This window comes from Paenibacillus baekrokdamisoli (genome assembly GCF_003945345.1).
Taxonomy (GTDB): Bacteria; Bacillota; Bacilli; order Paenibacillales; family Paenibacillaceae; genus Paenibacillus_Z; species Paenibacillus_Z baekrokdamisoli.
Genome location: NZ_AP019308.1, coordinates 1,017,628 through 1,037,902 on the forward strand (window position 1 = coordinate 1,017,628; position 20,275 = coordinate 1,037,902).

A 20,275-nucleotide genomic window follows, 5' to 3' on the forward strand; every position below is an offset into this window, starting at 1 on the left:
ACTTCTTTATCCTGTAATTAAAATTGTATCAATCGTTTATTTTTGCTTTCTTTCCCTCATAGCTTAATTAAAGAGATTGCGACGTTTTGAATCTTAATAATCGCTTATTAGCGGAGGGAGTTTTTTTATAATGTCATTATTCAAACGAATGAGAGATCTTACCCTGTCCAATATGTATGCACTGATTGAGAAAGCAGAAGATCCTATGAAGCTGACCGATCAATATATCCGTGATATGCAGGAGGATCTGGAAGATGCTGAGAAGGCAGTTGCGGCCCAAATTGCGATCGAGAAAAGATTCAAGCAGCTTTATGAGGAGCAGGATGCACTTGTGAGGAAACGTGAAGAGCAGGCGAACACTGCAGTTCAATTGCAGAATATCGAGCTCGCTCGCAGAGCTCTTGAAGAAAAGAACGCTGCTGCACAGAAGGCAGCCGAGTATAAAACAAGCTTCGATCAGAACAAAGCTTCTGCTGATAACCTCCGAGGTAAGCTTAGTGAGATGCGTAAACAGCTAACGGATATGAAGAACAAGCGCGAAACACTCGTTGCTCGTTATCATGCAGCCAAAGCACAGGCGGAAATTAATAAGTCCATGGCTGGCTTTAGCTCCGATACGGCTGCCGCCGGCATGAAGCGAATGGAAGAAAAAATGCTTCAAATGGAAGCTCAAGCTGAAGCTAGCAATGAGTTAAACCAAAAAGGAAAGTCTCTTGATGATGAATTCGAAGCACTTGGGAAGAACAAAGCTGTCGATGATGAGTTAGCGGCATTGTTGAAGAAATACGAGAACAACAAGCAATGACTTTTACAATGGAGGTTGTCTGATGACGATCAATGAAGTGATAGCCATGCTGGTGTGGTCAGGTGCAAGCGCAGTATTGTTGGTCATTATAATGATTGTAGATTCACTATTTACTCGGTATAAAGATCTTGTGGAGATCAAGAAAGGGAATGTGGCAGTTACCACCCGATTCGTTATGAAGCTGCTCGCCCAGGCCTATATTCTGTCCCAATCGATTACTACTTCCAATCATCTAGGTGAAGCACTAGTTGTTTCCATTATATCCTTTCTTATCTTATTATTGCTAGAAGGTATTTTGCGAATTCTACTTCGTCTTACTATAGGGCTTAATCTCGATAAAGGTACACAAGAAGGTCAGATTGCGCATGCGCTATTTGCCGGATCTATCCATGTGGCAGGTGCGCTTGTTATCGGATCATGTTTATAAGTTCAAGGGTTAGGGGCGAGGACAATGAGCCTTTTTTCAAGACTCAAAAATTTAGTATCGAAGTCTGAACCGCCAAGTGTAGAGAAAAGCATACTTACCATAGGACCAGGTGATGTGTGCGAGGTATCACTTGTCACTTACCAAGTCGTAGGCAGAGCCCAGAATCATAATCGACAATCCATTGTACTAACTTTGCAGGATGGCTCGTCTACCCGATATTTGACGATTGAAGCAAGAGAATATGCTGCATACGCGCTCTATTCCTCCATTGACGGTAGGTTGGATTCGGTAGAGGAAGTGCCAACAGAACTCGAGTTGGATGGACGAATCTATCATCTTGAGGAGCAATATTCCGGGTTCATGGCTGTAGTTGGTCGAACACCATTCGTCCAAGGCGGAGAGCAGTATGTCTGGCAGTATCAATCCGATGATAAGAAGCTGCTCCGTATTGAGTGGCAGGATGGCAGATTCATGTTATATGAAGGGGAAGATCTGCTTCCGGCAGACGTTCTCGTTCTCCGCGGAAGCTAAGGGGGATAGTCATTTGCGGCGATCACTGATGAATGGGATCAAAAGTTTGCTTGTGTTTAGTTTAATTTTCCCTTTGCTGGCGGCATGCAGTCTAACAAGTACCATTGAAGATCAATATCCACTTGAGTCCGTTAATGGGAGCGGTGCTCAGACTTCATATATCTACCGAGCAGCAGGATTGACGGTTCCTGAGGTGGCTAAAGCACTCGTTGATAAGTCGAAGCCTCAGCAGGAATCGGTTGAGAAGAAGGACCATATGTTCCTCGTTTATTCAGACAAAATCATTCATCTGCAGCAGGATGAGAAAAAGCTTGAGGATACATTAATTGAAGTCGATTCAAAGGAATATGTTCGTAACAATTACAGCTCTAGCTTCCTGCAAGGCTATTTGGTAGCGAGCCTGCTCGGTGATTTGTTCGGTAATGGCCGTTATGGTGGCGGCACATATCGCGGTTATTCCGATAGAGATACATACAAGCCTCAAGGCGGAACGTACCACAAGCCAACTGTGCAGGAGAAAAAAATTGCTCCACCAATGACGGTAGATCGAACGGGATCTATATTTAAACGATCCAAAACAGCTGATTCGAGCAAAGCTGGTGAACGCGGCGGAATTCTCAATAAATCACCGCCCAAATCATCAGGAACGATTACACGGGATAATGGAAGCGATAAGAACGCTGGAAGCTGGCTGACACCGAGAAAAGCAACGAAGCCGAAGACACGTGGCGGGTTCGGAAGGATTACTAGGCGCCGATGAATCGTTAAAGGAATCATGCAAAGGCTGAGTGATAATGGAGCATAATTTCGTGACTTGTGAAGGGCATCCAAGTACAATAACGAGAGGTAATCGCATCATTTAGGAGGGAACTCTCATTAGTCTTTTGTATCGTTTAGCGGAAAAGCCGATCATTGCGGCATTGCGGGAATTAAGCCAATTGGAGGCCGCCCTGCACAGCGGTGTCGATATCTGCTTTTTTATGGGCGGATCAATTAATGAAATCAAGGAAGCTGTGACGCGGGCTAAAGCAGAGAATGTTGGAGCATTTATTCATATTGATCTTGTAAAGGGTTTATCCCGAAGCGACAAGGAAGCCGTTGATTTTGCTGCTAATTATATTGGTGCGGACGGCATTATTACGCCCAAAGCCCATCTCATTCAGGAAGCAAAGCGGAATGGGCTGGTTGCTATCCAGCATTTGTTCATTATTGATTCTCTTGCCATGGGTAACGCGATGAGAATGGTGGAATCGGTCAAGCCTGATGCAATTGAAATCATGCCAGGGGTGATCACCAAAACGATAGCCCGATTTGCGGAGGCCTTCGAGCATATCCCCCTGATCGCGAGCGGCTTAATCGAGACGGAGTCAGAGGTGAACCAATGTTTGGATGCCGGTGCCACTGGAATATCGACTAGTCAAAGCAAGCTCTGGGGATTAACTTATGGACAATTACGATGAAGTCCGCTGCGCGGACGGATCGTTCTTACGATCGCTGTTGTCTCCCTATTTCTTGATTCTATCCCTTAGGGGTAGAAATACGGAGACAAAGGCGAACGCTAGCGCTTCTTCAGAACGATTCCGTCCGCTTCGCTAGGTACTTCGTGATGGCAAGCACTGATTATGATTTGTGTCTGAAAATTGTTCAAAAAGTCCAATTTTGTTCACTCATAATAATGATCAAGCACACTATGCCCAAGCATACTAAGTCCTATTGAAAATTATCTTCCGCTGGCATATATTTATAATAATTGTTTTGTTTGGAGCCCGCGTACAAGAGTGAAAGCTCTAAATAACGAACAGAAGCTTATTTCTGTTTGTTGTTTAGAGCTTTTTTTGCTTTCAACCGCTCCATTAGTAGTGGAATATGAAGGGGGAATGGTAGGTAAATGGTTTCATGGCAGGAGAAAAGCACGTATTTGTTTGATTTGGATGGCTGCATTTATTTGGGATCAACGCTTGCTCCAGGGGCGAAGCTGCTGTTGGACACGCTTTGGGCTGCAGGGAAAAATGTTGGTTTTGTCTCCAATAATTCCTGTGACACAGCAGAACAGGTGGAAGAGCGTCTGCGGGTAATGGGGTTGTCGGTACAGCCAGAACATATTGTTACCGCAACAGGATATATGGGAACATTTATTAGCGAGCGGTTCGGACCAAGTAAAGTGAAGGCGGCCGGCAGCAGCAGTCTGGTAAGCGCTTTGCAAGCTGCGGGGCATGAGGTTATCCCTTTCCATCATAAGTCAGTACCTGACCTCATCGTGATTGCTCGGGATACGGAATTTAACTATGAGAAGCTTCAGATTACAGCAGCTGATTGGGGGCGAGGGGCGAAGATCGTGGCCACTAATCCTGACCACTTCCATCCGGGAGAGAACGGAATGAAGGTGCCCGAGACGGGGGCACTTCTCGCGGCTATTCAGTCACTGCTGGATGACAAGATACTTATTCTTGGCAAACCAGAACCTTATCTGTTCCAGTATGGCATGGACATGTTCGGTGCTGTCAGCTCGGAAACGGTATTCGTCGGTGATAACTTGCAGACGGATATACGGGGAGGATCTGGACTCGGACTGACGACTGTATGGATCAGCGGGAACGTGGATCAACTGGGAAAAAATGCAATTACTGACGTAAAACCCGACTATCATTGCACGAACATGCAGGACTTTCTTAAATCGATAGAAGCTGAGATAATTCCAGGGAGAGGGAGATAACAGAATGAAGAATTATGTGAAGAGTTCTCAAGAGGAAACAACGATTATTATTCCCGGCTTGGCGAAGGATCTTCGTATCATGCAGATTACGGATACCCACTTATGCGAAGTATACCAGCAGGAGGGCGAGGAGCTGCGCCGAATTGCAGGTGAGCGGCATAGCGGTTTTCGAGGGCAAGGACAGCCGGGCGATTTTACACTTACCGATCTGCTGCATGAGCATATTAGGTTGAGCAATGAGAATAAAGTGGATGGCGTTGTCTTTACCGGTGATATCATCGATTTTCCTTCTGTCAAAAATCTGGATGTGATGCGCAGCGCATTCGGTGATATCCAGATGCCTTACCTTTATATGCTCGGCAATCATGACTGGAGCTTTCCGCATTTGCCGATTAATGATAAGGTACGGACGGACAGTTATCGGTTATTCCATGAATGGTTCTCTAATATTTACGGGTGCAATGCCCTTCAAGTGGGCGGTGTAATTCTTATAGCTATCGACAACAGCAATTATCAATTGTCAGAAGAACAGTTTGCTTTTATTCGGAAGCAGTGCGGGCTTGGCTTGCCATGTCTGCTATTTATGCATATTCCGCTGTATCTACCTTCATTGGAGCCTCAAGTGAGGGCTAATTGGGGAAGCGCGATTATGATGGGAGCAAAGGATTGGACGGAGCAGGAGCTCGCCAATTGGCAGGTGAGGCATCCAGATGAGAGTACCTTACAATTTACAGAGTGGATTCGTTCCGGGAAAGACAGCGAGCAGATTAAGGGTGTTTTTTGCGGACATATTCATTTCAATCATGTGGATCCCATTACGCCAGGGAGGATGCAACACACAACCTTGGCGGGTTATTTGGGAGGATCAAGAATCATCCATTTGAAAAAAACATAATTTTGAACATAGTAGGGCTCTGGTTCTGCTTGTCTATGGTAACCCGAACCAGAGCCCTAATTATGCCACCATGAGTGGTGGAACGCTAAAAAAGGATAAACAATGGAAAGGATGACATCTTCCTGTGGAACATCGACCAAATGAATATGAACAGCAGCTAATCTTAGATGCAGCTGAAGCTTTTGTCAAAGAGGAGCTTGGAAATGACCCTAGTGGTCACGATTGGTGGCATATTCATCGGGTCGTTCAGATGACTAAGCGACTTGCACAAGAGGAAGGCGCAGATCCATTCGTAAGCATCCTTGCGGCATTGCTCCATGATGTGGCGGATGAGAAGCTGAATGAGTCGAAGGAGACAGGACTTCTCAAAGTAAGTAGCTGGCTGGAGACACATCCACTTGGTGAGAATGACCGTCTGCACATTATGGAGATTATTAGTACGATGTCTTACAACGCTGGTACTAATCCGGCTATGCGCACTTTGGAAGGGAAAGTCGTCCAAGATGCTGATCGTCTCGATGCGATTGGGGCTATCGCTATTGCCAGAACCTTTCTGTATGCAGGGTGGAAGGGTGATCCCATTCATGATCCTCAGCTGCAGCCGCGAGATTCGATGACCAACAAGGAATATCGCAATGGAAAGAGCACGGCAATCAATCATTTTTATGAAAAGCTATTCAAGCTTAAGAGTCTCATGAATACGACTTCTGCCAAGCGAATTGCCGAAGAACGGCATGTTTATATGGTGCAGTATATGGAGCAATTTCTCCAAGAATGGGATGGCCAGCTATGAAAGCATCAAGATGGAGGGAACTAGAATGTTGAATCAGATCCATATTGAAGAAATAACAAGCCTAGATGCGAATACGCTTCATTCTTTGTCGGAACTGCTATGCCGAGTAGTCAATGAAGGAGCGTCGATTGGCTTTTTGCCTCCGCTTGAGGAAGAAGAAGCCCTTGGCTATTGGCGTGAGATATTACAGGCTGGAATTGTTTTGTGGGTAGCGATAGAGGATGGTCGCATAATCGGGACCGTTCAGCTGCATTTGGCACAAAAGGCGAATGCGACGCATCGGGCGGAAATCGCGAAGTTGATGGTTGATCCGGACTATCGGAGAAAAGGCATTTCACGTTTACTGATGCAGGCAGCGGAGCGGCGAGCGGCTGCAGAAGAGCGCAGCCTTCTTGTATTAGACACCCGCTCTGGCGACCCGTCCAACCACTTGTATCTTTCACTAGGTTTCGTGGAAGCTGGACGAATTCCTGGTTATGCTAGATCGGCGGATGGCGAGCTGCACGAGACTGTGTATTATTATAAGCGGTTGACGTATGCAGGGGATCTTCTATAAACGGTAACAAAATGCTTCCAGCTTACTCCTTCTTTGGTATATGATTAAGAGATGATTGATCTCATAGGCAGAGGAGATGGAGGGTTTGGTTTCGTTTAGAAAGATGCTGTCACCGCTTAATGCGGTTGTATTCACGCAGTTTTTGAGTGCGTTTGCGGATAACTTGAACTTTTTCTTAATCGTTGGTCTGGTAAAAAGGCAAGGCGTAGCGAATCCTGATATTACAGTTGATTACATCCAGATCGGATTTCTATGTGCCTACATTATTTTAGGACCCGTTGTTGGTGCATTTGCAGATAAAAATTCAAAGTCTAATGTATTGCTTCTAGGCAATTTGCTCAAAGCGATTGGTATCTCGCTTCTATTATTCGGCTTGCCGCCTGCACTTTGCTATTTGTTTGTTGGAATTGGTGCGGTTGTTTACTCACCGGGGAAGTACGGGATCTTATCTGAACTTACATCGAATGAGGATCAACTGCTGCGAGCGAATGCGAAGGTGGAAGGCTCGACTATACTGGCGATTTTATTGGGTACGGTAGCTGGTGGATTTCTCGCTCAGAACTCGGATCTCCCAGCTGTGTTGACCTGTCTCGGTGTTTATTTGCTATCCTTGGTAATGACCTTTATAATACCAGCAAGAAAAGGAAATGCTTCGATTCGTTATGGAAGAGAATCGAAGCAATTTCTAAGAGATTGTGCCATGCTTTTTCGTAATCCTCGGTCTAGATTCTCTCTTATTGGGACGGGCTCATTCTGGCTAACAGCATCGGTGCTTCGTATTGCACTTCTTGCATGGCTGCCGCTTAATCTAGGCATAAACGATACGGATCAGCAGTCAATGATTATTGGCGTTACCGCTATCGGTGTTGTAGCGAGTGCCTTTGTTACACCTAAATGGGTGCCTGCGGGCAAGCTGTACCGTGCCTTTTATTTTGGACTATTGATGGTAGCGACCGTGTTAGCTGCTTCCGTAACTCCTATACTCTGGGCAACATTGTTGTTATTATTTTTCATTGGATTCTTCGGAGGCATCTTCGTTATTCCGCTTAATACGATGCTCCAGGAGGAAGGCAAGAATACGATTGGCTCTGGGAAGACGATCGCTGTTCAGAATTTCGTAGAGAATACGTTGACGGTTACAGGCCTGTTCATTTATCTAACGTTAAGCCAGATGAAAATCTCAGTAAATGGATCGGTTGTTGGAATGGGCCTCATATTACTGCTATTCATGCTGTTCCTCGCAACACAGCTGATTAGAGTGAAAGCTCGTCCTGATAAGCTTGAAGAAAGGGCTTGATGCGAATGCCAAAGCTGTATGGGGATCGTATTGTTCTTCGTGAGTACCGAGTGGAGGACATTGTTTACATGCGCGGGTGGGTAACGGATCCAGAGATCGTTGATAATCTGTCAGATATCTTTCTTTACCCGCAGACGATGAATGAGACGGAATCTTATTTGAATTCGGTGCTGGAGAAGGAAGGCGATCACCGCGGCTTCGTGATTGCACACAGAGAGACGGATATCTACATCGGTCAGATTGATCTCTTCCGGATCGATTGGAAGAACAGAACGACAGAGATGGGTATCGTCATCGGTGACAAAGAACAGCATGGAAAGGGCTATGGGACGGAAGCAATCGGTGTTTTGCAGCAGTTTGTATTTGACAGATTGGGGCTCAATCGGCTTCAGCTGGAGGTTTACGAATATAATCAGGCTGCGATTCAGTGCTATTTGAAGTGTGGATTTCAGGAGGAAGGACGTTTAAGAGAGCGTCATTTTATCCAAGGCAGGTATTACGATGTGCTGTGTATGGGGTTTTTGCGCAGTGACTACGAGCGTTTGAAGACAATCAGAATGAGTTAGGGAGCTGCTGGACAACCATGCAAACGTTAAAGGAAAATCATCAAAGCGATTCACCACTGCTGCTTTCAGGCTTGGGTGGATGGCTGATTCTAGCTCAAATTGGACTATGGGGTACGGCATGTAGTGCAATTATTAATATTGTTTTTAATATTCTACCTATCTTTAATAATGGACAATGGGAAGAGCTAACGGACCCAGGCTCTAACTCATATAATAGCATGTGGTCGATTGCAATACCTTATGAGATGATCGGGAGTTTGGTACTTCTAGTTGCGCTCGCCGTTGCTTTTACTTTATTTTATAGGAAGAAGCGTTTGCTGCGGTCTTTTCTTATTTACTTCTATATCGCATATGCGGTTTATAGTCTCGGCGATTATTTCATGATTCAATCGATACCGGAGATTCAGGACTTAGGCGTTAGCGATTCCCTCACAGCCTTAATAAGAACGCTTATTACTTGTGTGATATGGGCTTCCTATTATGGTAAATCGATTCGCGTACGCAATACTTTTGTGAGGTAACGGTTCTATTCATAGAACGCGCAAATGGAAGGGAACATGAGATTAAGGGAAGAGTACCTTGGGGTGCTCTTTTTGTATTTGTGAAGGATAGATGTCCAAGGAGGGGACCGTTTTTACAATTTTGAATTTGCAAGGTAAACTAGACGTAATCACGTTAGGAGAGGAACAAGCTCATGAGTGAAATAAAAGAGTTAATGCAGCGTTACCCCGCTTCACGCATTATTGATGTGGCCAAGGCGCTTTCGGGTGATCTTCGTCTCCGTATTCTGGAGGTGCTTGGTGAGCAGTCAATGAGTATCTCGCAGCTTGCTGTAAAGCTTGGTGTTGCTCAGCCTACTATTTCGATTAATATCCAACTGCTGGAACAGGCAGAGCTTGTCTCATCTACGCTAGGTGTGAATAGGGAGAAAATCTGCTCAGTAACCTGTCGGACCATTTTATTAGAGCTGCCCACAAAGTTAGGTGAAGGTTTACATAAGCTGGAAGAGATCCATATGCCTATCGGGATGTATTCATCTAGTTCTGTAGGGCCGCCCTGCGGAATGGTGAACCGGGAAGGGCTCGCAATCGGATGTGTGGATGATCCAAGGGTCTTTTATATGCCTGAACGAACGGAAGCGTCTCTATTGTGGTTTGGTGGATCTGGCTACGTAGAGTACTATTTTGCTAATCCAGTCCCGCCAGGTGTCTTGTTCGATGAGCTTCGTTTCTGTGCAGAGCTCTGCTCGGAGGCGCCAGGCTTTCATCAAGAATGGCCGTCGGATATTGTGTTATTCATTAACGATTGCCGGGTTGGTCAGCTCTCATGTCCTTCTGATTTTGGAGATCGGAAGGGGAAGCTGACTTCCTCCAAATGGACTGGCGGGACCGAATATGGACTGCAAACGACCTGGCGAGTGACGTCAAATGGCAGTTATGTCAATGAGGAGAGACAGTCGGATCTCTCTCTAGCTGATTTGAATTTACAGTACAATAAACCGATCCGCATTCGTATTGAAGTTCCAGTCGATGCCGTTCATTGTAATGGTATGAATCTGTTTGGCTCCTCATTCGGCGATTATCCGCATGATCTAATTCTATCCTTCTTTCAAATTCATGACGCTCACGATAACTAATTGAAGGAGTAGGCACTTCTGCAGAATAAGCTGCGGAGGTGCCTTTTTTTGGTTTATCGTGACCTCCACAAAGTAATAGCATTACTCTATGGATTCGGTACAAGTCTACTCGTTTGAAGGGGTGATGACTTTTATATATTCGTCTTCACTGATTTTTACAGCTATAGCTTCTTTGGTATCCATGCCAATTATGGAATAGAGTTTGGAACCCTTTGCGAATGTGGTTGAAAAATTATTCGGGGTTTCTGCAATTTCATTCATTGACTGGGTAGTGATCTCTCCAATTTCCTTGTCAACGTTCGTAATTTTTGTTTGTGTGATCCTGTAAATTCGGTCATTCCATTTCACTAAAGGATAAGGAATGGATGCTTCAAAAACGGTTTCTTCTTTCCCACTAGGCTGAATATCTCGTTCCACTACATGATGTGAACAGCCACATATCAAAATTGCCATGCCGAGGATAATTAACTTTTTCACAGAACATCGCCTCCATACTCTATACGTTAGTAAGGATTGAAATGTTTTCCTTTACTATAGGTACAGGATTGCTGTCTTCCTAGAATGTCTGTACAGGACTTTCATGACAGAGCGAGGATAATCTACTATAAAATGCTTCTTGAAATGAAACGAAATGCTGCAAAACGGGTGTATTCACGGTCATAAGGCCATGAATATGCCCGTTTTGTTTAGAAGGAGGTGGGTGTATGTGCGCATAGATGTAGGTCAGTAGTAACGAATCGTATTTTAGAGGGTCATGTCTGCAAAGCAGTCGATTGAAGTTTCCTATATATGCCATGCGGCCCAGATGAGAAACTTGTCCGTCTTAAGACCCTTAAAATCTATTAAGACAAGAAAGGTGATCGGCTTAATTAGTATCCATATTGAACGGTATTAACATGCATAAATGCTAGCAGTAAGTAGGCGGGACAATGATTATTAATTGTAAGTAAAGTGTAAGACTTTTGATAGAACAAAACCCGGGTGAAAGTTTAGAATAGCAGCTCTATTTATCGCATTATTTATGCCAAAACCTATTATTAAATGTTATAAAATGGATGCATTTATTAAGAATTATTTATTTTTCATAGGGAATATAGCATATTAGCTGTTTTGGAAAATAAACACAGACACCTACTTGAAAATATTACCTTCTTCCCTCATAACCCACCCATCAGGTGTGACATAATCTAATCGAGCTTAAAGTGAGGCTGCTTTACTGGGACTTTCTCACAGACCCAGGATAGGAGGAGGTCAAACAAGTGATCGACATTCATTGTCATCTGCTGCCTGGTTTGGATGATGGGCCAGTTGATATGCAGCATGCTATCCTGCTGGCGCGGAGCGCTGTTCGCGATGGTGTAACGACAGTCATAGCTACGCCGCACTATCGAAGAGGGGTGTTTGATACGAATGCACGGCTCATCAGACAATCTGCTGCCCAATTAAATGCAGAATTAAAAATTCGTCATATTCCGCTACGTGTCATGACAGGCCAAGAAATTCGGGTACATGATCAATTGCTCGAGGAGCTTGAAGCAGGTAGGCTATTGCCGCTTGGGCAGTCTTCTAATGTCCTGCTCGAGCTGCCGTCTTCACGCATACCGGAGCGATTCGAGGATCTGCTGCATGAGCTGCGAATCGCAGGATGGACACCCGTCATTGCACATCCGGAGCGTAATACGGTGATAGCAAGCGATCCAGACAAACTTGCGATATGGGTAAATGAAGGGGCGTTGTGCCAGTTGACTTCACATTCCTTGACTGGCCGTTTCGGCAACAAGGTGAAAGCTGCTGCTTGGGAGCTGTGCAGACGGAATCTGATCCACTTCATCGCATCCGATGCCCATAATGAAACCAGTCGTCCGTGTGAATTGAAAATGGCTTATGAGCTGGTTTCCTGCAAGCTCGGCTCGACACAAGCTGACTATTATATGCGTAATGCACGTTCGATTTCTCACAATATGCCCATTGTTCGGAAGCCGACCCAGCCGCGCAGAAGGGCACTTCGGTTTTTTGCAGGATGGTCATTGTTCAAAGGTAACAACGTATGAGGTACACCGTTACAGAAGGTATCAGCCGTTTCTATTGAAACCTAAATGTGGAGGAGATGATCGAATTGAGTATGGAACTGGATTTGAAACACTACCTGGCAATTATACGCAAGAGAATCTGGATCGTCATCGCCGTCATTGTTTTAGGTACGTCCGCAGCTGGAGTCATTAGTTATATGTATTTACAGCCTATCTATCAGGCCTATACGAAGCTCATTGTTAACTCCGCCAATGACAAGCCTGGCATGCTTCAGCTGGATTTGAATTCAATTAACACCAATATCAGCCTGATCAATACCTATAAGGAGATCATTCGTACACCAGCTATTATGGATCAGGTTGTTCAACAGCATCCGGAATACGATGTTACGACTGATGAGCTGATGCGTAACATCAGCTTCAGCTCCGTAAACGGAACCCAGGTTGTTACGCTAGCTTACCCAAGCACCAATTATAAGGCTGCTGCCAAGATCGTGAACTCGATCTCAGAGGTTTTTCAAGCACAAATTCCTAAAATCATGAAGGTTGATAACGTATATCTGCTTCATATGGCCAATGAGAACAAAATTCCAGCACCGATCAAACCGAACAAGAAGCTGAATATCACGCTTAGCTTTATGATCTCCATGCTGCTTGGTATCGGACTCGTGCTGCTGCTCGATTATTTTGATGACACGATCAAGTCAGAGGTAGATGTAGAGAGATATCTTGGCCTGCCAACGCTGGTCCAAGTTCCTTCTATCAGGCAAGGTGATCTGCTAAACAATCGCAAACCAGCACCCATTCCTAAGAAAGCAGGTGAAGCCTCGCGTGCAGCAAACTAAACCGCGTTCTATTATTACGGATCTCAATCCCATGTCGCCCATATCAGAATCGTATCGAACACTGAGAACCAATTTGCAATACGCCGAAGTAGACCGTACCTTGCAGCTGCTCATGGTGACCTCGGCCAATCCGCGAGAAGGGAAGACGACGACGATCAATAATCTGGCTGTTGCTTATGCACAAGCCGAGAAGTCGGTGCTCCTGATGGATGCGGATCTTCGCAAGCCAACGGCTCATCAAACCTTCCAACTGTCGAATCGCTGCGGCTTGACTCATGTCCTGACGGGACAAGCTGCGACAAGTGAGGCGATCAAAGATACCTCAATCAAGCATTTACGAGTTATGCCATCCGGGTCTGTACCACCGAATCCATCGGAGCTGCTTGGTTCACGCAAAATGGATATGCTGCTTGATGAGCTTCGCGGCAAGTTTGATCTTATTCTCATTGACACGCCGCCTGTACTTGCTGTGAGTGATGCCCAAATCATGGCCTCTCGCTGTGATGGCGTTCTCTTAGTTGTTAATGCACGAAGTGTGAAAAGACAGCAAGCGGTGAAGGCTCGGGATGCGCTGCAATTCGTACATGCCCGTATCGTCGGTGTTGCGCTGAATCAGACGTCAACGAAAGAAATGAGCTCTTATTACACCTATATTCAAGCTTAATCAATTATTTCATGGAGGTTGGTACCATCATGTTCGCAGCTTATCGAACGCATTTATTAATTGTGCTTGATCTATCCGCCGTCGTGCTCAGCTTGGCCGTATCCTTCTGGATGCAGACGAGTAATCCATGGGTAGAGCCTCAAACCGGGGTATGGCTGCTGTATACGTTCATTGCTGGCGCAGTCGGTATAGCATGCATCATACGGATGAAGCTTCACCGCCGCATTTGGCAGTATGCCGGTGTTAGTGAAATGCTCGCTATCCTAATTGCCGCATTCTGGACGGGTCTTATTCCATTCCTTGCAGTGAACCTCATTTTTGGCTGGGATGTACCGAAGCTGATCCTGCTGCATCATTGGACAGGCATGGTGTTCATGATGGCGGGTCCAAGGCTGCTATGGCGGGCATTCTGTGATTACTTTGGAACAAATCGGCGCAAAGGCGGCCATCGAGCATTGATCATCGGTGCTGGCAGCTGCGGAACGCTCATTGTTAAAGAGCTGCTGCAGAATAACATTGTGAAGACGGCACCAGTCGGTTTCATTGATGATGACCCTTACAAACAGCGATTGTCCATCTATGGTATTCCGGTCTTTGGCGGGCGAAGTGAGATCGCAAGGATTACAGCTGCGGAGAGAATTGATGAGATTATCATCGCAATGCCATCGGTATCCAAGTCCCAAATATCGGCGATCATCAATATTTGCAAATCAACAAAGGCGCGCTTGAAGATTGTTCCTGATCTGCATGGCATGATTCAAGGGCATGGAGCAGTCGGCCGCGTTAGAGATGTATCCGTGGAGGATCTGCTCGGTCGTGATCCGATTCGGACTGATCTCGATCATATTGCGAATTACGTTGAAGGAAAAACGGTGCTTGTAACAGGTGCGGGCGGCTCCATTGGATCTGAGCTTTGTCGTCAAATCGCGCCCTTTCGTCCAGCGAAGCTGCTGCTGCTCGGTCATGGTGAGAACAGCATCTATTCGATCGAGATGGAGCTGCTGGGTACTTTTCCAGAGCTCAAGATTGAGACCGTTATGGCAGATGTTCAGGATCGAAGGCGGATCGAAGAGGTATTTACTGCATTCCGTCCGCAGGTTGTATTCCACGCCGCAGCCCATAAGCATGTTCCTCTTATGGAGCGGAACCCGTCGGAAGCGATCAAGAACAACGTATTTGGAACGAAGAACGTAGCCGAATGTGCGGATCAGTTCGGAGCCGAGCGGTTTGTCTTCATCTCCACCGATAAGGCAGTTAATCCCACCAGCATTATGGGAACAACGAAGCGGATCGCAGAGATGTTCATTCAGAGCTTGGATAAACATAGTGCAACCAAATACGTAGCCGTGAGATTCGGAAATGTACTAGGGAGCCGTGGGAGTGTCATACCGCGGTTCAAGGATCAGATCTCAAAGGGAGGGCCCGTTACGGTTACCCATCCCGAGATGGTTCGTTACTTTATGACTATTCCTGAGGCGGTACAGCTCGTCATTCAGGCTGGAGCCTTCGCCAAGGGCGGCGAAATCTTCATTCTGGATATGGGCAAGCCAGTGAAAATCTATGATCTTGCTGTTGACTTGATCCGGTTGTCTGGCTACGAGCCGCATATCGATATGGATATCAAATTCAGTGGTATTCGTGAAGGGGAGAAGCTCTATGAGGAGCTGCTAACGAACGAGGAAGGATTGTCGTCGACGATGCATGATCGGATTTTCATTGGCAAGCCGATGCAAATTAACCGTACAGAGCTTGAATTTGAAATCCGTAAGCTGGAACAGGTGCTTGGACAGTGTCCATCCGAGATTCGTGCGGTGCTGAAGCATCTTGTACCTAGCTACAGCAATGTTTCCTAGATGATGGTTATGAGGTGCGTTAGTAATGGCAAAGGTTGAAACGACTCCGGTCGTGGAGAGAGGCTCCTCCATAACAAAACGGCTTGCCAGAGGAGGCAGCATCAGCTTTCTTATTAATTCAACGGGCATGGGCTTGGCGCTTGTCATGCAGGTGATGCTTGCCCGAATGCTCGGCGCAGCAGCTTATGGTACCTATGCATTCGTCTCGACAATAGTCACCTTTCTCGTATTCCCGACAAAGCTAGGCTATGACATTTCGATCGTTCGTCTCGTTGCATCATTCAAAGCTAAGGACGATTGGTCATCAATCAAAGGACTGCTTCATCGGGCTAATCAATTCGCACTTATCTTATCGTCAGTCGTAACGCTTGGAGGACTTGCCGTTATCTTGTTCAAAGCGGATAGCCTCTCGAATGAGCAGCTTGTTACATACATTGCAGGGCTGGTAACCATTCCCTTGCTGACACTTGCAACGCTTAGACAAAGTGCACTCCAAGCATTGAAGGATGTCTTATATGCGCAGATGCCGGAGAAGATTGGTCGTCCTATTATAACGATGGGCTTGCTGCTTCTCTGCAGCACCGCGATTGGTAAACCTGCTGGAGCGGGTCTTGCTATGATCTGCTTCGCAGCTGCAATTGGAGTGAGCTGGATCATCGGAGCAGTTGTACTTCGCAAGCGCACGGGTCCACAGCTGCTGGCGGTTCAGCCTAAGTATGAGACCAAATCATGGACGTCACTTTCGATCTCGCTCATGGTCAACGCGGGCATGTATCTGATTCTAGGTCAGCTTGGCGTTCTGATGATGGGGCTGATGCACTCCGAGACGGATTCAGGTTTATTCTCCGCAGCGATAAGACTTGCGACGCTTGTGTCCTTCGGCGTGACGGCGGTTAATATGACAGCTGCGCCGATGCTATCAGAGCTGTATGCGACGAATAATCGGAAGCAGCTGCAGCATGTCTGCACCACTTCAGGCAGAGCCGGCTTTGCCTTTGCTGCCGTTTCGTTCGCAGTCTTCGCAATAGGCGGCAAGCCATTGCTTGGCTTGTTTGGTCCCGAGTTCGTCGCTTCCCATAAGCCGATGCTGTTGATGGCAGCTGGTCAGCTTTTCAATGCCTATTGCGGACAGAACGGGATGATGACAACGATGACTGGCCATCAGAATGCGTTAACCAAGGCGCTTTCGGTGGCAACGGTTCTGAATGTTGGATTGAATTTTGCGCTGATCCCTGGCTTAGGCTCAATGGGAGCAGCGATTGCAGCAACAACAGCAGCCTTTTGCTGGAATGCAGCAATGGTGATATTCGTTTATCGCAAAATGGGGATTTTGACAGCAGCTTGGCTGCCTTCATTCATTTGGAATAAATTACTTAATGCTCAGCATGCGAAACACGGCGACCTGCCGCAAATGGAAAGGAGGGGCTAACGAATATGTCGCCTCACAAAATCAAAGTGCTTCATGTAGTCGGTAAAATGCATCCAGGCGGCATTGAAACCCTGCTTATGAATGTGTACCGACAAACGGATCGCGAGAAATTCGAATTCCATTTTGCTGTGCAGACAGAAGAAAAAGCATTTTACGATGATGAGATTGAAGCGCTGGGTGGGACCATCATAAGGCAGCCTCATCCACAGCGTGGAATGCGCAAATTCAAGAAGGCATTGGAAGCAAATATGCGTAAGAACGGCCCTTATGCAGCGGTGCATAGTCATATCTTTGGTTTTAGCGGCTATGTGCTCAAGATTGCCGATGGACTTGGCGTTCCTGTACGAATAAGTCACAGCCATACCGTGCATAGCCACCGGAACAAGTCTCTCGTTCGCCGTATTTATACGCTCTACATGCAGCAGTTAATCCGTAACCACGCTACAAAAATGCTCGGCTGCTCGCGTGATGCCTGTGAATCGCTTTACGGCAAGAAATGCTGGGGGGATGATCGTGTACATGTCTTTCCAAATGCGATCTCGCTTGAACCTTACGAGTCATTACCAGCAGATCGCGGCATGCTGCGTGTGAAGCTTGGACTTGGTGGAGGGAACGACCCGCTTTTTGTTCATATTGGGCGGTTTGTACAGCAGAAGAATCATTCTTTTCTCATTGATCGGTTCGCAGAATATGTCGAGGCCAATCCACGAGCGAAGCTGCTGCTTGTGGGTGATGGACCGCAGCGGCCTGAGATAGAAGCGAAGGTACAGCGCTTAGGGCTATCGCAGCGGATCGAATTTCTTGGTCTGCGCAAGGATATCCCGGAGCTGCTCGGAGCCGCGGATGGGTTCATTCTTCCGTCATTATTCGAAGGACTTGGGATCGTATTAATTGAAGCTCAAGCGGCAGGCATTCCCTGCCTAGTGTCAGAAGGAGTGCCGGAGGAAGCAGACATGCAGCTCGGATTATTCCATAAGCTGCAGCTCTCGGATGACCCTAATCTCTGGTTGAAAGGTCTGCAGCAGCTGCTTGGGACATCACCACCTGATTGGTCATCCCGGCGTGAGGCTTTGGAACAATTCGGATTCAATATGGCGAGCAGTGTTCGAAGGTTGGAGCATCTTTATGGGGGCTAAATTTAAGACAGCCGTTACAACAGCTGGAACTATAAACCTGAGCCGCTCTCCACTTCAACATCCGCTCGCTGCGGCCTTGTATCTCGTCATGCTGCTGATGCTTGGGAAGCTCTTATTTCCGCTCGATGAACAGCTTGGCATGGTTGCTTTCTTTGCCTTGATGATTCCATTCTTCTTCTTCCTGCTTCGTTGGCCGAATACGCCGGGAGCGCTCTATGGTGGAATATGTATCATGCTGCTGGGAAAGCTCGTGTATGCCATCACAACGAATCCAGTCACTGGCCCGGATGAAATTCATTATTACGAGCAAGTGAGCACCTTTGATCAACTGTCGGATTTCATGCCTTACGCCTGGAATCATATCATGACCCAATGGGCTAATGTATCTGCTTATCCAATGTTTGGTCTGCTCTATATGCCATTCTTCAAATGGCTGGCGTTTCAAGATCCGCTGCCGATCATCATGTTGAATTCTGTGCTGCTGATCTTAATCGTGAATCAAACCTATCGGCTCAATGAATCTCGGTTTAACTATCAAATGGAGAGAGAGCAGGTAACGAGATTCCACAGCATCGTCATTCTTGGGCTGCTTGTAAGTCCTTCATTCATGCTGATGTCTTCGGTCTTTGCAAAAGATGTCACATGCGCGCTGCTAGGTATCTATTGTGCAGGCTTACTGCTCAGACGCAAATATCTATTGTTTATTCTGCTGCTGCTGTATTCAACAGGACTGCGTGATTACTCACTCGTGTATACGTTCGGTTACTTCTTCCTATATGCGAATAAAATTCGTACGGCTGTCGTTGTTATGTGCCTTGCGATGGGTATTCTCGTCATGCAGATCGGCCCGCTTGGCTTAATAAATTCGTCCCTTTTGACCTTCTATCTATTTATTAGTCCGAATCCAATCAAGTTCAGCAATTGGGACATCACTTATTTATTCCGAACATTAGAAGCGCTATTTATGTCAATCGGATTGATAATCTCGATTCTGAATTTTATCAGATTTAAGGAAACGAGACCTTTTTACGCCATGGTGTTCACGTTATTGTTCACCTACGCTTGTACGCTCGTCCTTGTTGGTTATGTGACGGTAACCGGTCGTGATCTCGATTACGGCGTTGGTACGATTGGCGACAATATGGTGCGTAAGAAGCTGCCCGTGCTGCCGCTGCTCTATATCGTCCAAGCCTATACCTTCGTTTGGGCGCGAAAATGGTTTCAGTTCAGCGGAAAAACATCATTGAAGAGGAAGGGAGCTCCCTATGCGAGGCCGTGATTTGTATGGATCCGCCAAACCCGTGCTGCGGCTGGTAACCGCCATGCTGAGGATTGTTCCGAAACTGCTGTTGATCTGGCTATGGACGCTAAGTGATTGGCTGCCGCATTTACCTGGGGTTGCATTCCGTTATTGCATCTTGAAAAGACTGGCACGCAGGTGCGGTGATAACGTGCTAGTCGGACGCGGCGTTGAGATTCGATATTGGGAGCGATTATCCATTGGTTCGAATGTCAGCATCCACAAGCATTGTTATTTGGACGCCTATGGGGAGCTGGATATCGAGGATGAGGTATCGATCGCCCATCAATCGTCGCTTGTATCGTTCCAGCATACCTGGAGCGATGAATCTCTTCCCATTCGAGACAATGCGATTGTCTCCGGCAAAATTCGCATCTGCCGCGATGTTTGGATCGGCTGCGGTGTAAGGGTTCTGTCTGGGGTAGAGATTGGCAGCCGATCTGTTATCGCTGCGGGCGCTGTCGTTACGAAGAACGTATCAAGCGGCGTCGTTGCCGCTGGCGTGCCAGCCAAAACCGTAAAAGCGATTCTGTCGGAGGGTAAGAACGGCCGTTCATCGGCCGCCGCTTGGATGGGGAATCAATAAAGTATTCATGTTAGTTTCGCTAAAACTTTATGATTTTGCTTCCGATGTGAGTTATTGCTCTAGTTTTTGCTCGCAGGAAGTAGTCGTGAAAGTGGTTCTAAATCATTATCCGTTCATGACATCACGACTAACAAAGCGGAGCGGACGGAATCGTTCTGAAGAAGCGGTAGCGTTCGCCTTTGTCTCCTGATTTCTACCCCTAAGGGATAGAAT

22 protein-coding genes are annotated in these 20,275 nt (G+C 46.5%); 21 read left to right on the forward strand and 1 reads right to left on the reverse strand.

Annotation, left to right across the window (positions count from 1 at the left end; translation table 11 throughout):
- Positions 1-130 precede the first annotated feature (130 nt).
- The 13 genes from EKN16_RS04320 (at position 131) to EKN16_RS04380 (ending at position 10,219) form a co-directional block, all read left to right on the forward strand.
- Positions 131-805, forward strand: a complete 675-nt coding sequence (locus tag EKN16_RS04320; RefSeq protein WP_125653949.1) for a PspA/IM30 family protein — start codon at positions 131-133, stop codon at positions 803-805.
- Between the two features lie 22 nt (positions 806-827).
- A complete protein-coding gene (locus tag EKN16_RS04325; RefSeq protein WP_125653951.1) occupies positions 828-1,232 on the forward strand; it encodes a DUF350 domain-containing protein in 405 nt (134 codons plus the stop codon).
- Positions 1,233-1,256: 24 nt separating this feature from the next.
- A complete protein-coding gene (locus EKN16_RS04330; protein WP_125653953.1) occupies positions 1,257-1,763 on the forward strand; it encodes a DUF4178 domain-containing protein in 507 nt (168 codons plus the stop codon).
- Between the two features lie 28 nt (positions 1,764-1,791).
- Complete coding sequence (locus tag EKN16_RS04335) at positions 1,792-2,523, forward strand: DUF4247 domain-containing protein (protein ID WP_125653955.1); 732 nt, start codon at positions 1,792-1,794, stop codon at positions 2,521-2,523.
- A 124-nt stretch (positions 2,524-2,647) separates the two neighbouring features.
- Positions 2,648-3,223 carry a glycerol-3-phosphate responsive antiterminator gene (locus EKN16_RS04340; protein WP_221226539.1) on the forward strand — a complete coding sequence of 192 codons (576 nt, stop codon included), beginning with the start codon at positions 2,648-2,650 and terminating at the stop codon, positions 3,221-3,223.
- Positions 3,224-3,651: 428 nt separating this feature from the next.
- Complete coding sequence (locus tag EKN16_RS04345; RefSeq protein ID WP_125653959.1) at positions 3,652-4,476, forward strand: HAD-IIA family hydrolase; 825 nt, start codon at positions 3,652-3,654, stop codon at positions 4,474-4,476.
- Positions 4,477-4,480: 4 nt separating this feature from the next.
- Complete coding sequence (locus EKN16_RS04350; RefSeq protein WP_125653961.1) at positions 4,481-5,371, forward strand: metallophosphoesterase family protein; 891 nt, start codon at positions 4,481-4,483, stop codon at positions 5,369-5,371.
- Positions 5,372-5,495: 124 nt separating this feature from the next.
- Positions 5,496-6,164, forward strand: a complete 669-nt coding sequence (locus EKN16_RS04355) for an HD domain-containing protein (RefSeq protein WP_125653963.1) — start codon at positions 5,496-5,498, stop codon at positions 6,162-6,164.
- A gap of 25 nt (positions 6,165-6,189) precedes the next feature.
- A complete protein-coding gene (locus EKN16_RS04360) occupies positions 6,190-6,720 on the forward strand; it encodes a GNAT family N-acetyltransferase (protein WP_125653965.1) in 531 nt (176 codons plus the stop codon).
- 85 nt (positions 6,721-6,805) lie between these two features.
- A complete protein-coding gene (gene lplT / locus EKN16_RS04365; protein ID WP_232016218.1) occupies positions 6,806-8,017 on the forward strand; it encodes a lysophospholipid transporter LplT in 1,212 nt (403 codons plus the stop codon).
- The gene (locus tag EKN16_RS04370; RefSeq protein ID WP_331852368.1) at positions 8,017-8,583 is read left to right on the forward strand and encodes a GNAT family N-acetyltransferase; all 567 of its coding nucleotides are present in this window, start codon (positions 8,017-8,019) and stop codon (positions 8,581-8,583) included. The genes lplT and EKN16_RS04370 overlap by 1 nt, the downstream gene beginning before the upstream one ends.
- A 17-nt stretch (positions 8,584-8,600) precedes the next feature.
- The gene (locus EKN16_RS04375) at positions 8,601-9,104 is read left to right on the forward strand and encodes a DUF2569 family protein (protein ID WP_125653969.1); all 504 of its coding nucleotides are present in this window, start codon (positions 8,601-8,603) and stop codon (positions 9,102-9,104) included.
- Positions 9,105-9,277: 173 nt separating this feature from the next.
- Positions 9,278-10,219, forward strand: coding sequence for an ArsR/SmtB family transcription factor (locus EKN16_RS04380; RefSeq protein WP_125653971.1), 942 nt, complete (start codon positions 9,278-9,280; stop codon positions 10,217-10,219).
- Between the two features lie 105 nt (positions 10,220-10,324).
- Here the strand turns inward: EKN16_RS04380 and EKN16_RS04385 are convergent, their stop codons facing one another.
- Positions 10,325-10,696: a hypothetical protein gene (locus tag EKN16_RS04385; RefSeq protein WP_125653973.1), complete on the reverse strand. Its 372-nt coding sequence runs from the start codon at positions 10,694-10,696 to the stop codon at positions 10,325-10,327.
- Between the two features lie 782 nt (positions 10,697-11,478).
- On the opposite strand from EKN16_RS04385, the gene EKN16_RS04390 reads away from it, so the two are divergent.
- The 8 genes from EKN16_RS04390 to EKN16_RS04425 all read left to right on the forward strand — a co-directional run bounded on the left by EKN16_RS04390 (position 11,479) and on the right by EKN16_RS04425 (position 20,062).
- Positions 11,479-12,270: a tyrosine-protein phosphatase gene (locus EKN16_RS04390; RefSeq protein WP_125653975.1), complete on the forward strand. Its 792-nt coding sequence runs from the start codon at positions 11,479-11,481 to the stop codon at positions 12,268-12,270.
- Between the two features lie 71 nt (positions 12,271-12,341).
- Positions 12,342-13,094: a YveK family protein gene (locus EKN16_RS04395; RefSeq protein WP_232016478.1), complete on the forward strand. Its 753-nt coding sequence runs from the start codon at positions 12,342-12,344 to the stop codon at positions 13,092-13,094.
- A complete protein-coding gene (locus EKN16_RS04400) occupies positions 13,081-13,758 on the forward strand; it encodes a CpsD/CapB family tyrosine-protein kinase (protein ID WP_311545423.1) in 678 nt (225 codons plus the stop codon). The genes EKN16_RS04395 and EKN16_RS04400 overlap by 14 nt, the downstream gene beginning before the upstream one ends.
- A gap of 29 nt (positions 13,759-13,787) precedes the next feature.
- A complete protein-coding gene (locus EKN16_RS04405; RefSeq protein WP_125653979.1) occupies positions 13,788-15,611 on the forward strand; it encodes a polysaccharide biosynthesis protein in 1,824 nt (607 codons plus the stop codon).
- A 25-nt stretch (positions 15,612-15,636) separates the two neighbouring features.
- Positions 15,637-17,040 carry a flippase gene (locus tag EKN16_RS04410; protein WP_125653981.1) on the forward strand — a complete coding sequence of 468 codons (1,404 nt, stop codon included), beginning with the start codon at positions 15,637-15,639 and terminating at the stop codon, positions 17,038-17,040.
- 5 nt (positions 17,041-17,045) lie between these two features.
- Complete coding sequence (locus tag EKN16_RS04415) at positions 17,046-18,176, forward strand: glycosyltransferase family 1 protein (protein WP_125653983.1); 1,131 nt, start codon at positions 17,046-17,048, stop codon at positions 18,174-18,176.
- Positions 18,166-19,455, forward strand: coding sequence for a hypothetical protein (locus tag EKN16_RS04420; RefSeq protein WP_125653985.1), 1,290 nt, complete (start codon positions 18,166-18,168; stop codon positions 19,453-19,455). The genes EKN16_RS04415 and EKN16_RS04420 overlap by 11 nt, the downstream gene beginning before the upstream one ends.
- Positions 19,442-20,062, forward strand: coding sequence for an acyltransferase (locus EKN16_RS04425; RefSeq protein WP_125653987.1), 621 nt, complete (start codon positions 19,442-19,444; stop codon positions 20,060-20,062). Before EKN16_RS04420 ends, EKN16_RS04425 begins: the two co-directional genes overlap by 14 nt.
- The last annotated feature ends 213 nt before the right edge of the window (positions 20,063-20,275 follow it).